This is a genomic window from Nocardia sp. NPDC058658, from assembly GCF_042716665.1.
Lineage (GTDB): Bacteria > Actinomycetota > Actinomycetes > Mycobacteriales > Mycobacteriaceae > Nocardia.
The window spans coordinates 25239-36447 of record NZ_JBHXRR010000035.1 but is presented as its reverse complement, the minus strand read 5'-3'; the positions used below and the strand labels follow the sequence as shown (position 1 = coordinate 36447).

16 protein-coding genes are annotated in these 11209 nt (G+C 67.8%); 7 read left to right on the top strand and 9 right to left on the bottom strand.

Annotated features, from left to right (window positions below; genetic code table 11):
* Positions 1-100 precede the first annotated feature (100 nt).
* Positions 101-655 (top strand): VWA domain-containing protein, encoded by a 555-nt coding sequence (locus tag ACFWUP_RS29975; protein WP_379239333.1) that lies wholly within the window; start codon positions 101-103, stop codon positions 653-655.
* 2 nt (positions 656-657) lie between these two features.
* Here ACFWUP_RS29975 and ACFWUP_RS29970 read toward each other — a convergent pair whose 3' ends face one another.
* The 3 genes from ACFWUP_RS29970 to ACFWUP_RS29960 all read right to left on the bottom strand — a co-directional run bounded on the left by ACFWUP_RS29970 (position 658) and on the right by ACFWUP_RS29960 (position 2780).
* A complete protein-coding gene (locus tag ACFWUP_RS29970) occupies positions 658-969 on the bottom strand; it encodes a helix-turn-helix domain-containing protein (RefSeq protein WP_379239332.1) in 312 nt (103 codons plus the stop codon).
* Between the two features lie 127 nt (positions 970-1096).
* Positions 1097-2158, bottom strand: a complete 1062-nt coding sequence (locus tag ACFWUP_RS29965) for a sensor histidine kinase (RefSeq protein ID WP_379239331.1) — start codon at positions 2156-2158, stop codon at positions 1097-1099.
* A gap of 187 nt (positions 2159-2345) precedes the next feature.
* Positions 2346-2780, bottom strand: a complete 435-nt coding sequence (locus ACFWUP_RS29960) for a DUF4240 domain-containing protein (RefSeq protein ID WP_379239335.1) — start codon at positions 2778-2780, stop codon at positions 2346-2348.
* Between the two features lie 236 nt (positions 2781-3016).
* Here ACFWUP_RS29960 and ACFWUP_RS29955 point away from each other — a divergent pair, with 236 nt between their 5' ends.
* The 3 genes from ACFWUP_RS29955 to ACFWUP_RS29945 all read left to right on the top strand — a co-directional run bounded on the left by ACFWUP_RS29955 (position 3017) and on the right by ACFWUP_RS29945 (position 4274).
* Positions 3017-3253, top strand: coding sequence for a hypothetical protein (locus ACFWUP_RS29955; protein WP_379239330.1), 237 nt, complete (start codon positions 3017-3019; stop codon positions 3251-3253).
* 64 nt (positions 3254-3317) lie between these two features.
* Positions 3318-3764 carry an SRPBCC domain-containing protein gene (locus ACFWUP_RS29950; RefSeq protein ID WP_379239329.1) on the top strand — a complete coding sequence of 149 codons (447 nt, stop codon included), beginning with the start codon at positions 3318-3320 and terminating at the stop codon, positions 3762-3764.
* A gap of 72 nt (positions 3765-3836) precedes the next feature.
* Positions 3837-4274 (top strand): OsmC family peroxiredoxin, encoded by a 438-nt coding sequence (locus tag ACFWUP_RS29945; RefSeq protein WP_379239328.1) that lies wholly within the window; start codon positions 3837-3839, stop codon positions 4272-4274.
* A 77-nt stretch (positions 4275-4351) separates the two neighbouring features.
* Here the strand turns inward: ACFWUP_RS29945 and ACFWUP_RS29940 are convergent, their stop codons facing one another.
* The 4 genes from ACFWUP_RS29940 to ACFWUP_RS29925 form a co-directional block, all read right to left on the bottom strand.
* The gene (locus ACFWUP_RS29940; RefSeq protein WP_379239327.1) at positions 4352-4804 is read right to left on the bottom strand and encodes a hypothetical protein; all 453 of its coding nucleotides are present in this window, start codon (positions 4802-4804) and stop codon (positions 4352-4354) included.
* Positions 4805-4841: 37 nt separating this feature from the next.
* The gene (locus ACFWUP_RS29935; RefSeq protein ID WP_379239326.1) at positions 4842-5615 is read right to left on the bottom strand and encodes a CbtA family protein; all 774 of its coding nucleotides are present in this window, start codon (positions 5613-5615) and stop codon (positions 4842-4844) included.
* Positions 5606-5806 (bottom strand): CbtB-domain containing protein, encoded by a 201-nt coding sequence (locus ACFWUP_RS29930; RefSeq protein WP_019044677.1) that lies wholly within the window; start codon positions 5804-5806, stop codon positions 5606-5608. Before ACFWUP_RS29930 ends, ACFWUP_RS29935 begins: the two co-directional genes overlap by 10 nt.
* A gap of 227 nt (positions 5807-6033) precedes the next feature.
* Positions 6034-6357, bottom strand: a complete 324-nt coding sequence (locus tag ACFWUP_RS29925) for an antibiotic biosynthesis monooxygenase (protein ID WP_101464713.1) — start codon at positions 6355-6357, stop codon at positions 6034-6036.
* Positions 6358-6413: 56 nt separating this feature from the next.
* Between ACFWUP_RS29925 and ACFWUP_RS29920 the strand changes: the two genes are divergently transcribed.
* A complete protein-coding gene (locus ACFWUP_RS29920; protein ID WP_379239325.1) occupies positions 6414-7157 on the top strand; it encodes an alpha/beta fold hydrolase in 744 nt (247 codons plus the stop codon).
* A 100-nt stretch (positions 7158-7257) separates the two neighbouring features.
* Here the strand turns inward: ACFWUP_RS29920 and ACFWUP_RS29915 are convergent, their stop codons facing one another.
* Positions 7258-8136: an A/G-specific adenine glycosylase gene (locus tag ACFWUP_RS29915; protein WP_379239324.1), complete on the bottom strand. Its 879-nt coding sequence runs from the start codon at positions 8134-8136 to the stop codon at positions 7258-7260.
* A gap of 90 nt (positions 8137-8226) precedes the next feature.
* Here ACFWUP_RS29915 and ACFWUP_RS29910 point away from each other — a divergent pair, with 90 nt between their 5' ends.
* A complete protein-coding gene (locus ACFWUP_RS29910; protein ID WP_379239323.1) occupies positions 8227-8850 on the top strand; it encodes a carbonic anhydrase in 624 nt (207 codons plus the stop codon).
* A gap of 83 nt (positions 8851-8933) precedes the next feature.
* On the top strand, positions 8934-9599 hold the full coding sequence (locus ACFWUP_RS29905; RefSeq protein WP_379239322.1) for a hypothetical protein: 666 nt from the start codon (positions 8934-8936) through the stop codon (positions 9597-9599).
* 154 nt (positions 9600-9753) lie between these two features.
* On the opposite strand, the gene radA is transcribed toward ACFWUP_RS29905, so the two are convergent.
* Complete coding sequence (gene radA, locus ACFWUP_RS29900; RefSeq protein ID WP_379239321.1) at positions 9754-11154, bottom strand: DNA repair protein RadA; 1401 nt, start codon at positions 11152-11154, stop codon at positions 9754-9756.
* Positions 11155-11209 lie beyond the last annotated feature (55 nt).

Here is an 11209-nt window from a genome sequence, read left to right as displayed (position 1 = left end):
GAACGACCGGCGTTTACGAGGAGGCATGCGGACATCCTTTCAAACAGACCGAGTGGTCTGTCAAGTCGGTGTCCACTACCCGGGGGGAACCTCAGGCGGGTTGGCTGCCTATTTCGAGCAGCAGCGGGAGGTGCCGAAGAAGATCGAGGTAACGCTCGCGCAGTTCGACACCACCTACGACGTGGTTTATGCGAACCTGCCGCTCGAGCAGGTGCCCGCGCCGAACCTGCAGCCGCGTGGCGGGACCGCGCTCTACGACGCGCTCGGCAAGCTCGTCACCAGCGTGGGGACCGAACTGGCCGCCCGCCCCGAACACGAACGCCCCGGCACCGTGATCATCGTGGTCCTCACCGACGGCCACGAGAACTCCAGCCGCGAATGGACCCATGCCGCCGTGAAGTCGCTGATCACCCAGCAGCAGGATGTCTACAACTGGACCTTCGTCTTCCTCGGCGCCAACATGGACGCGGTAGAAGTAGGGTCCAACCTCGGCTTCGACCCCGGCTCGTCCATCACCTACGCCCCGGTCGCAGGCGGCGTCCGAGGCGCCTTCGACGCCCTCTCCGCCTACTCCTCCCGAGCCCAAGCCGCCCCGGCGGGTGCTGTCCGCCGCGCCCGATTTTCCGACGCCGAACGCAAACAAGCAGACCAGTAGCCCTACGCCGCGTCGACCTTCTCGAACCGTGCGACGAACCGGACCTCGAGCGCATACGCCACACGCTCCAGCATGCCGATAGTCGGTGTCCCACCGCCGGATTCGAGCCGCGAGACCTCGGGCTGCCGCAGCCCAGCTCGTTCGGCAAGCTGCGTCTGTGTCAGCCCGAGTTCCAGCCGTCGCTCGCGACTGGATTCGGCCAACTCGATCGCGAGAATCGCCTCAGCCCGTCCGGCTGCGTATTCGCCCGCGTCGAAGCCCGGGCTACTGATCCGTTCCCGGCGCAGGTCGTCCATCGAGGGGTGCTCAGTCATGATCGGTTACCTCCAGTCGAAATCTGTGTTCTCGGGGGTGAAGGTGAAAGCGGAGTTCGCGTACCCCATCACCGAGATTGCGTGACCACGGTTCGCCGATCGGCGGAGGCGGCACGTGCGCGACCCTCTACGCGCTGGCTTCGTTGTCAGGTGCCGGGCGCGAATCGTTCGACGGGCGGGTGGACGGCACCGAAGCCGCCGGGCGGGCGGGTAATCGGGCCGCTACTCGGAAGCCGCCGGACGGTCGTGGTCCGGCGGTGAGGGCGCCGCCGAGGGCGTGGGCTCGTTCACGCATGCCGATGATGCCGTTGCCGCCGATTCCGGTGCGGACGGCGGTGTCGGTGGGGCGGGTGTTGTCGACGGTGATGTCGATGGATTGGGGGGTGTAGCGGAGGGTGATCAGCGCTGCCGCGCCGGGGGCGTGCTTGACCACGTTGGTGAGTGATTCCTGGACGATTCGTGCCGCCGCCACGTCGATCACACTCGGTAGCTTCTTCGGCATGCCGATGATCTTGGTGTCGACGTCGAGGCCGGTTGCGCGCGGGCGTTCCAGGAGTGTGTCGAGGTCTTCGAGGGTGGGGGTGGCGGTGCGTGGGGTGGGGCGTGGTGGCTCGGGGTGCTGGGCCGAATCAGGTTCGACGGCAGGGCTTTCGAGGTAGTCCGGTGCGGTAGTGGTGCCGCTGCGGATCGCGTGGAGCAGGGTCTGGACTTCGGTAGAAGCCTGTTTGGACGTGGTTTTGATCGTGGCCAGCGCCGCTGCGGCCTGCTGCGGTTTGCGATCGAAGTGTTCCAGCGCCAACGATGACTGCGCGTTGATCAGTGAAAGGCTGTGGGCGAGAACATCATGCAGTTCGCGGGCACCGGCGAGCCGTTCTTCGGCTTCGGCCCTGGCCTGCTCAGCCTGTGCCAGACGGCGCGTCTGCTCGGCTAGCCGCGCCCGCGCGAGCACCACCGTCTGTCGCTGACGCACCCACTCGGCGATCCCGACCAATATGCCCGTCCAGCCCAGCAGCCCGAAGATCTGCCACGCATCGCTGTGGCGCCCGAGCAGGATGGGCAGCGGCCACACCAGCAGCAGAAAGCCGACGACGACCACCGGGTATATGCGCCACCGTGATCCGTGCATCACCACTGCCAGGCCCCGGTCCTTGCCGGCCGAGCCACGCTCCCACTTCGCAGACGCTCCCACCTGCCCAACCCTATTGTGTGCGAGCCACGCACGTGTCGGCCCGCGCCAGTATTTCCTGCCAGGTCCTACTTCGCCCGATGCTTCGATCGACGTGGAGGACGTATTTCCGGTGACCGCTTCATCTCTGGGCCCGCGGTGATGCCACCACTACCACTGTGGCGCGCGCCGATACCGTGAACGTCGCCGTTCAGGACCACCCGGCGGGGTTCGACGCCGACTCCCGGGAGATTCCCGAGCCGGTCTCGGGGAATCCGCCGAAGCGATCGTTGTGCAGGTGGGCGAAGAAATAGCACATTCGCTCGCATTCAGCGTCTGTGGTCGCGGCCTCGGGGACGGCATTGACGGCGTCGTAGTAGTCGCGTCCCATGGCCACGATGAACCCGCGCGCGTAGAGGAAGCCGTCGTCGGAGCCGTCGGTGACCGCCTGCAGGTCAGCGCGGTCGAGGTCGTAGAGCGCGCGTTCGGCGACGCGGTCGAGGGCGGTCAGTTCCGCGCTGGTGAACGCTGTCGACAGGGTGGTCAACTGGGCGAGGAACGCGTCGAGTCGGCTGTCGAGGTCGCTGTCGATCGATCGCAGAACGGCGGCCGGTTCGGTACCGGTGGCCGTCCATGCCGAGTCGATCAGATTCCAGAATCGGGAGATGTCTTCGGGGGGTGAGCAATTCGATCATCGCCGCGTAGAAGGCGGCCAGCCGCTCGGCCGGGGGAGCGCCGGGGCCGAGTGGGGGTGCACCGCGCAGGAGCTGTTCCTGGAGGGCGCGTTCGTGCTCGTCGAGCAGGGCGACCGCGATCGCGTTGCGGCCGGGGTAGCGGCGGTAGAGGGTGCCGCGCCCGACGCCCGCCTTGGCGATGTCGTCCATGGTGACCGTGCGCGGGTCGCGGGTGGCGAAGAGTTCGGCGGCCGCCGCCAGCACTTTCGCGCGATTTCGGGCCGCGTCGGTGCGCTCGGTGGGCGGCGACGCACCGCTGAGCAGGTCGGATCGGGGCTCCATGCTTCGACTGGTGCACAAGGACCCGCTGAGCGCGGGACGCGTGCTGGCGCTGTCGCTGATCGTCGGGGGCATTGTGCTGGCCCGGGCGACCGCGACCGAATGACGCGAGAGACGCTGTCGCACACCCGATGCGGCATTCGGCCGGTCAGGACCGGTAGAGTCGGCTGATGGACCAGCAAGTTCGCCCCCCGGACCTGTCCACGCGCCCGCACGAGCTCACTGTCGAGCGTGTGATGACAGCGCAGCCGAGCCTGCTCTACGCGGCGTGGACCCAAGGTCTCGACCTGTGGCTGGCCGTTCCCGGATCGGTCCTGATGCGCCCGGCCGTCAACGAGCCGCTCTACTTCGACACCGGCTCCGACGACAAACGCAACCCCCATTACGGCCGCATCCTGCTCCTGGAACAGAACCGCCGGGTCGAGTTCACCTGGGTCACCGCCGCCACCGACGGCGTCGAAACCGTGGTCGCCGCCGAATTCCTCAAGCAGCCGCGCGGCATCCGCCTTCGTCTGCGCCACTCCGGGTTCCCGACCGCGGCGATCCGCGATCTGCACCAGCAGGTCTGGCCCGACAAACTCGAGCGCCTCGACGAAGTCACCAGCAAGGTCTCCTGAGCGGGACCCCATCCGTCGCCGCGCGAGTAGGTTCGTCACCGAACGCACCACACACGAATCGAAAGGATCGCGATGCCGACTCGTAGCGCACGCACACTCTGGTCAGGCGGACTGCAGGACGGGTCCGGGCAGGTCGAGCTGGTCAGCTCGGGGGTGGGCAAGTTCGATGTGAGCTTCCCGCGCCGAGTGGCCGACACGGCCGAGGGCACCAGCCCGGAGGAACTGATCGGGGCGGCGCATTCGTCGTGCTACTCGATGGCGCTGTCGGCCGAGATCGCCAATGCCGGTGGCACGCCGGAAAGCCTGGACGTGACCGCCGACGTGACGTTGGCGCCGGACCCGGCAGGCGGCTTCGGCATCAGCAAGATCAAGCTCACCGTGCGCGGTCAGGTTTCGGGGCTCGACGCCGACGGGTTCGCCGCGGCGGCGCTCGCGGCCAAGAACGGTTGCCCGGTCAGCAAGGCCCTCACCGGGGTCGGCGAGATCGAGCTGGACGCGGCGCTGGTCTGAACCGGCGTAATCACGCAAACGGCCGTCGCGGAATCAGAAAACTGATTCGCGGCGGCCGTTTTGCGTGATCACGCCGGTCAGCGCTGGGTGAACCAGCGATGCGCGGCCGGGGTGTACATGGCCGGAATCGCGATGACGACAGCAAGGATGTGCACCGCGCGGCAGCCGGCCAGCACGATCGAGCTGTCGGACATGCCGTCGAGCAGGGTCGTGTAGTCGTCGGTGGACAACACCACTGCCAAGGGCTCGATGATCAGCGAGATCAGGCCGACCACACCGATGCCGACGGTCAATACCGCGCGGGCGACGCGGCTGCCGTTGAGCATGTACAGCGCGACGCCGGCGACAGCCAGGTAGATGGCGAGCCGAGGGAGCAAACCTGTTGCGGTGGCGCCGAATTCGCCGCCGCCACGCACAGCGCGCAACAGTCCTTCGGCCACGCCCGCGGCGAGTGCGGTGAGGAGTCCGACGAACGCGACGTTCACGGCGCGGGGGCGAGTACTGGAAACAAGAGAGGCAGTGCCGGTCATGGCAGGAGACACTGCCTGTCTCAGCTGCTCGCGAGGATCACCCTGCGGTAGGAACCTTGTCCACTACCGCAGTGCTACGCCGCGCAGCGAATTCGGTGAGCGCGGCGAACGCCAGCCCCAAACTCACCCACAGCGTGGTTGTTTGGGCCAGCGAGGCCACCCGGAAATTCCACAGCAGGGTGGCGGGGAAGTCGTCGGCCACCTCGTTCACGCCGGGCAGCAGCACATAGCCGACCGTGGTGACCACGACGAAGGCGCCGACCCCGGCGATGAGCCGCAGTGTGTCCGAAGCGGCGAGCGCGCGGTAAGCCGCGACGGCTGCCGTGACGGCAAGCAGGCCGAGCACGACGGCCGCGACCCACAGCCAGGTGCGCTCGTTGATCGTTTCCGGATCACCCACCGCGGGTGGGTTGGCCGGATACTTGAAGAACGGCACCGCCACGATCGCCGCCCACGCGAGAACCGCCGCGGTCAACGACAATTGGGTCCCGGACAGTTTCGTGAACCGGCGTGCGACGTTGATCGCCGCCGCGAACAGCGCACCGAACGCCATGCCGGCCAAGCCGAGCGCGAGGAACTGTCCCGCCTTCTGTCCCGACCGGCTGACCAGCGCTTCTTCTCCGTGGGAATGCCCCTCGGTAGCTTCGGGCCCATGCGAATGCCCGGCGGAACCGGCTTCTTCGATGGCGATCGCGGCGTCCACCTGGGGCTCGCCGACGAAATAGCCCACTGTCGCGGCCAGCAGGCCGGCGATCAAACCGGCCAGCAGACCACGCAACAGCAGGGTCTTGAGTGATCCGATCAGTGGCACGGGACACCGAGCAGGTGACGTCCGTCGTGCATCAGCTCGTGCAGGAACATCCCGCTACGCGAGACGGCCCCCTGGTCGAAACCGACCAGGTACAGGGCGAGCAGTGCAAGAAGAACGACACCGACCGTGACGAGCACGGTTGCGAGGGTGTCGAGGCCGGTCGACCGGCTGGGTGAATGCGCGATAGCCATTCGGGTCCTCCTGTAGGGATACGCGTCCCACGGTTGAAGTGTGGTGCGAAGGTGCCGGTGTCTGGCTCTCCGGCACCGGTGACCCGGTACATGGATGACAGTGGCGCGACCGCTCCGGACTCACACCGGAATTACCGCGCACCCTCGCGGATGTTGCCTCGAACTGTGACAGCCCCGAGCCGTCCGCGTCAATACGCGTATGCGCATGTCCAGCGGAAACGCCGCTGTCAGGCCTTCGCGGGCACGTCGAGGACGACCTCGAACTCGAGCAGCGAGGCACCCGTCGACACCGGCTTCGGACGCTCGCCGTCGCCACCGTTACCGGCGTGCGCCGCCCGGGCCGGACCGTCGCGCCACGCGGCGAACGACTCCTCCGAATCCCATTGCGTCACCACGAAATACCGGTTGTCGCCGGCGACGGGGCGCAGCAACTGGAACCCGAGGAACCCGGGGGAGTTCTCCACCGCACCGGCGCGAGCGGCGAACCGCTTCTCCAGCTCGGGGCCCGCACCTTCGGGAACTTCGATCGCATTGATCTTCACAACAGCCATAGCGCTGACAATACGACCGCTCGGGAAACATCCCGCTCTGGGGCACAATCGGCAAGGTGTTGTACGACGAAGGTGGGGCCGGGGTCCCGATTCTGCTGTTGCACGGGCTGATGGGCAGCGCGCGGACCTGGGCCGATCAGGTGCCGTGGTTGCGCGGGTACGGGCACGTGTACGCCGTGGATGCCGCCGGGCACGGGCGGCCGACGCCCGCCGAGCTCACCACCGAGGCCTTCGTCGCCGACCTGGCCGAGCTCACCGCCTCGATCACCGAGCCGATGGTGATCGTCGGGCATTCGATGGGTGCGATCCACGGGTGGGTCTTCGCGGCGACCTATCCGGAGCGGGTGCGCGCGATCGTCGTCGAGGACATCGCCCCCGATTTCACCGGCCGCACCGCCGCCCACTGGGCCGAATTGATCCACTCGTGGCCGCAACCGTTCCCCGACGAACAGGCCGTGCTCGACTACTTCGGCCCGGTCGCGGGCACCTATTTCCTGCGAGCGTTCACCGAGGCGACCGACGGCTACCGCCTACACGGCGAGGTGGACACCTTCCGCGCGATCTCCGAAGAGTGGGGCACGCGCGACTTCTGGGCCGAATGGAAGTCGCTGCACGTGCCCGCGCTCCTGATCGAAGGCGAGCACACCATCACCCCGCCGGGGCAGATGCGCACGATGGCCGAGGTGGTTCCCGAGGCGGAGTACGTGCGCATCGAGGGGGCAGGCCACCTGGTGCACGACGAACAACCCGAGGTATATCGCGAGCATGTCGGCCGGTTTCTGCATCGCGTGACGCGCTGAACTCCTTCGCAGGGCTGCCCCTGGTGCGCGGAGAGCTGCCCGCGTGAAGGGCCCGTTCGCCAGTAGGTGCGATCGTCGCCGCGAGCACCGAGTTCCGACGCTACCCCGCAGCGCTTCCCTCGCCCGCCAGCGCGAACAGCCCGTCATCGGTCTGCTCGATCAGCCCGTCGACCAGCAACGAATCCAAGGCCCGCGCACGCTGCCCCGGGTCGCGGGTCCAGGCCAGGTCGAGGCGGATCCGCTCGACCGGGCCTGACGCGTCGCGCAGGACATCGAGCAGCCGCCCGCGCGCCTGGCGGTCGGTCCCCTCGTACTTCTGAACCTTGCGCGCAACCTCGGCGGCGGGTTTCCCCGCCTCAACCCACGCGCAGCGAGGCAGCGGGCAGCGGGCGCAGTCGGGGTTGCGGGCCGTGCAGATCAGGGCGCCCAGTTCCATCAGGGCCGCCGAGAATCTCGCGGCGCGCGGCACCGGAACGGGCAGGAGGGCTTCGGTCTCCGCGAGATCCCGCGAGGACGGGTTACCCGGTTCGCGACCGTGTACCGCCCGCGCGACCACGCGTCGAACATTGGTGTCCACCACGGGAACTCGCTGCCCATAGGCGAAACAAGCCACCGCCCGCGCGGTGTACGCGCCGATTCCCGGCAGTCCGAGCAACATGTCCACATCGGCGGGCACCACGTCACCGTGTTCGGCTGCCAGCACCCGCGCGCACTCGTGCAACCGCAACGCCCGCCGCGGATACCCCAACTTGCCCCACGCCCGCAGCACCTCCGCCTGCGAGGAAGCCGCCATCGCCGACGGCACCGGCCAGCGTGCCACCCACTCCCGCCAGATCGGCTCCACCCGGACCACCGGCGTCTGCTGCAGCATGATCTCGCTCATCAGGATGTGCCACGCGGTCGCGTCGGGCTCGCGCCACGGCAGCTCGCGCGCCGTCTCGTCGAACCAGTTCAGCAGTGCGTCTGCGTCGATGCTCACCGTTGTTGTTCCCTCTGAGCCAGGCTCTCTTTGCCGACCCGTAACGCGCCGGACTCGCTGGTAACCAGGGGCGTGTGCACAATGGTCGGTATGCCTGGTTCCAATCCGATAAGTGCTTGGAAGTCGCTGCGTGAAGGCAACGAGCGCTTCGTCAATGACACCCTGCAGCATCCTAGCCAGGGCGCTGCCGACCGAGCCAAACTCGTCAAGGGCCAAAACCCGCACGCGATCCTGTTCGGTTGCGGTGATTCCCGCGTCGCCGCCGAACTGATCTTCGATCAGGGTCTCGGCGACATGTTCGTCGTGCGCACCGCTGGTCATGTCGTGGACAGTTCGGTGCTCGGCTCGATCGAATACGGCGTCGAGGTGCTCAACGTGCCGCTGATCGTCGTTCTCGGTCACGACAGCTGCGGCGCCGTGAAGGCCACCATCGACGCGCTCGACGGCGGCGAGGTGCCAGGTGGGTTCATCCGCAGCGTGGTCGAGCGGGTGACGCCGTCGATTCTGGTCGGACGTCGTGAAGGGCTCAGCACGGTCGACGAACTCGAGGCACGGCACGTGGTGGAGACCAGCAAGCTGCTCATGCAGCGGTCGATGATCATTTCCCAGCGCGTTGCCACTGGTCAGTGCGCTATCGCCTGTGTCACCTACAAGCTGGAGGATGGCCGGGCGCAGCTGCGGCGCACCGTCGGCAATATCGGCGAGGTGGTCTGAACTTCAGACCCGCGTCCCGGTTCGGCCCCCGACACGCCGAGGTCATCGAGCGCGCCCCTGCGCGCTGCGCTTACCTTTGAGGTGTGCTGGAACCGAATGGACCGCTGTCACCGGAGATCTACTGGCGCCGCCGTGCACTCGCGATCGGCGTCATCATCGTCGCGCTCGCGATCGTGATCTGGCTCGTCACCATGGTCGCGCGCGGTGGCGACTCGGCCGGTGCGGACTCCGCGGCGGCGACTACCACCACGTCGGCGGAGTCGAGCGCGTCCACGACGAGCTCGACTCCGACCAGCTCCTCGACCACACCGACCAGCGCGGCTGCGACGACCAGCGCCACCGACCAGCCCGCGGCGCAGCCGTGCCAGGATCAGTCGCTTGCGCTGAAGGTGACCGTCGGCCAGCCGACCTACAAGGTCGGTGACCAGCCCGCTTTCGGCACCGTGATCACCAATATCTCGTCCGCGGCCTGCGTACGCGACCTCGGCGCGGGCCCGCAGTTCCTCGTCTACACCCTCGACGGGCAGCGCAGGCTCTGGGCGAGCAACGACTGCAACGCCGACGACCCGCCGGAAACGAAGACGCTCAAGGCGGGTGAACAGCTGTCGTACAAGGGCACCTGGTTCGGCACCACTTCGCAGCCGCAGTGCGCGGGCGAGCGCCTTCAGGTGCCTGCGGGCGCGTACATGGTCGTGGCCCAGCTCGGCGCCGTTCGCAGTGCCGCGGAGCCGTTCAACCTCGTCGCGTGAGTGCCGGTCCCCGCGTGCGGGGACATTGTGCGGGTGCGCTATAGGTCACATGTTCGAGTTGGGTCGATTTGCAGTGTTCGCAGAATCAGCGAAGGCGTCAATCGGCATTGGCGAGGAAATGGTCGAAACGCGCTGATTCGGGTGGTTGCCGGAGTTATTCCACGGTCACCACCTCGCGCGGTGCGCGGGATTTGCGGAGTTCGGCCAGGCGCAGCGCCGAGCGCAGATCCCCGACCTCGTGGATCCGCATCGAGCCGGTCTTGGTTTTCTCCGAACCGGGCGGAACCAGCGCCGTGGTGAACCCCAACCGCTCGGCCTCGGCCAGCCGCCTGCCGAGCCCGGTGACCTTGCGAACCTCACCCGCCAACCCGACTTCGCCCAGGATCACCCAGCCCGCTGGCAGGGCGACATCGGCCTCGGCGGACGCGATGGCCAAGGCGATGGCAAGGTCGGCGGCCGGTTCGAGCAAACGCATCCCGCCGACGGTCGCCGCGTACACATCGTGCTTGCCGAGAAACACCCGCCCCCGGCTCTGCAGCACTGCGAGCACCATCGACACCCGGTTGTAGTCGAGCCCGCTCACGGCCCGGCGCGGCTGCGGAATCTCGGTCTTGACCGTGAGTCCCTGCACCTCGGCCACCAGCGGTCGCTTGCCGTCCATCGCGACGGTCACCGCGGTCCCGGAGACGGTGTCGGTGCGATGGTGCAGGAACAACCCGGACGGATCGTCGACGCAGGCGATGCCGTCGTCGTGCAGTTCGAAACAGCCCACCTCGTCGGCGCTACCGAACCGGTTCTTGATGCCGCGCACCATCCGCAGCGACGAATTCTTGTCACCCTCGAACTGCAACACCACGTCGACCAGGTGCTCGAGCGTGCGCGGGCCCGCCACGTTCCCGTCCTTGGTGACGTGCCCGACCAGCAGCACCGCGATCCCGGTCGCCTTGGCCAGCGAGGTGAGCGCCGCGGTGACCGCGCGGACCTGGGTGACACCGCCGATCACGCCGTCCACCTCGGGCGCCAGCATGGTCTGCACCGAGTCCACCACCAGCAGCGTCGGCCGCACCTGCTCCACGTGCCCGAGCACGATCGACAGATCCGATTCGGCCGCCAGATACACCCGGTCGTGCACCGCGCCGGTCCGATCGGCCCGCAACCGCACCTGCCCGGCGGATTCCTCCGCGGTCACATACAGTGCGGTCTCCGCACGCGCCGCCGCCCACCGGAACGCCACCTCGAGCAACAGCGTCGACTTGCCCACTCCCGGCTCACCCGACAACAACACCACCGACCCCGGCACCACCCCGCCCCCGAGCACCCGATCGAGCTCGCTCACCCCCGTCGACCGTGCCTGCGTGACCTTGGCGTCGATCTGCGACAACGGCGCCGCGGCCGTACTCGGCAGCATGGCCCGCCGACCGGGCGCGGCGGCCGACGCCGAAACGGCCACCTCGGTCACCGTTCCCCATGCCCCACAATCAGGGCACTTACCCACCCACTTGGACACCTCGTGCGTGCACGCGGAGCACCGGAAGACTGCTTTGGTCTTGGCCACACGCGCACCCTACGGAGGTGTACCGACAAAAAGAGCCGCCGCGAAGTTCGCGACG

Coding starts and splice junctions, on each gene's coding strand:
- ACFWUP_RS29930 (WP_019044677.1), bottom strand. CDS start 5,806: ATGGCTATCGCGCATTCACCCAGCCGGTCGACCGGCCTCGACACCCTC.
- ACFWUP_RS29945 (WP_379239328.1), top strand. CDS start 3,837: ATGCCGACTCGTAGCGCACGCACACTCTGGTCAGGCGGACTGCAGGAC.
- ACFWUP_RS29950 (WP_379239329.1), top strand. CDS start 3,318: ATGGACCAGCAAGTTCGCCCCCCGGACCTGTCCACGCGCCCGCACGAG.
- ACFWUP_RS29940 (WP_379239327.1), bottom strand. CDS start 4,804: ATGACCGGCACTGCCTCTCTTGTTTCCAGTACTCGCCCCCGCGCCGTG.
- ACFWUP_RS29955 (WP_379239330.1), top strand. CDS start 3,017: ATGGTGACCGTGCGCGGGTCGCGGGTGGCGAAGAGTTCGGCGGCCGCC.
- ACFWUP_RS29970 (WP_379239332.1), bottom strand. CDS start 969: ATGACTGAGCACCCCTCGATGGACGACCTGCGCCGGGAACGGATCAGT.
- ACFWUP_RS29910 (WP_379239323.1), top strand. CDS start 8,227: ATGCCTGGTTCCAATCCGATAAGTGCTTGGAAGTCGCTGCGTGAAGGC.
- ACFWUP_RS29925 (WP_101464713.1), bottom strand. CDS start 6,357: ATGGCTGTTGTGAAGATCAATGCGATCGAAGTTCCCGAAGGTGCGGGC.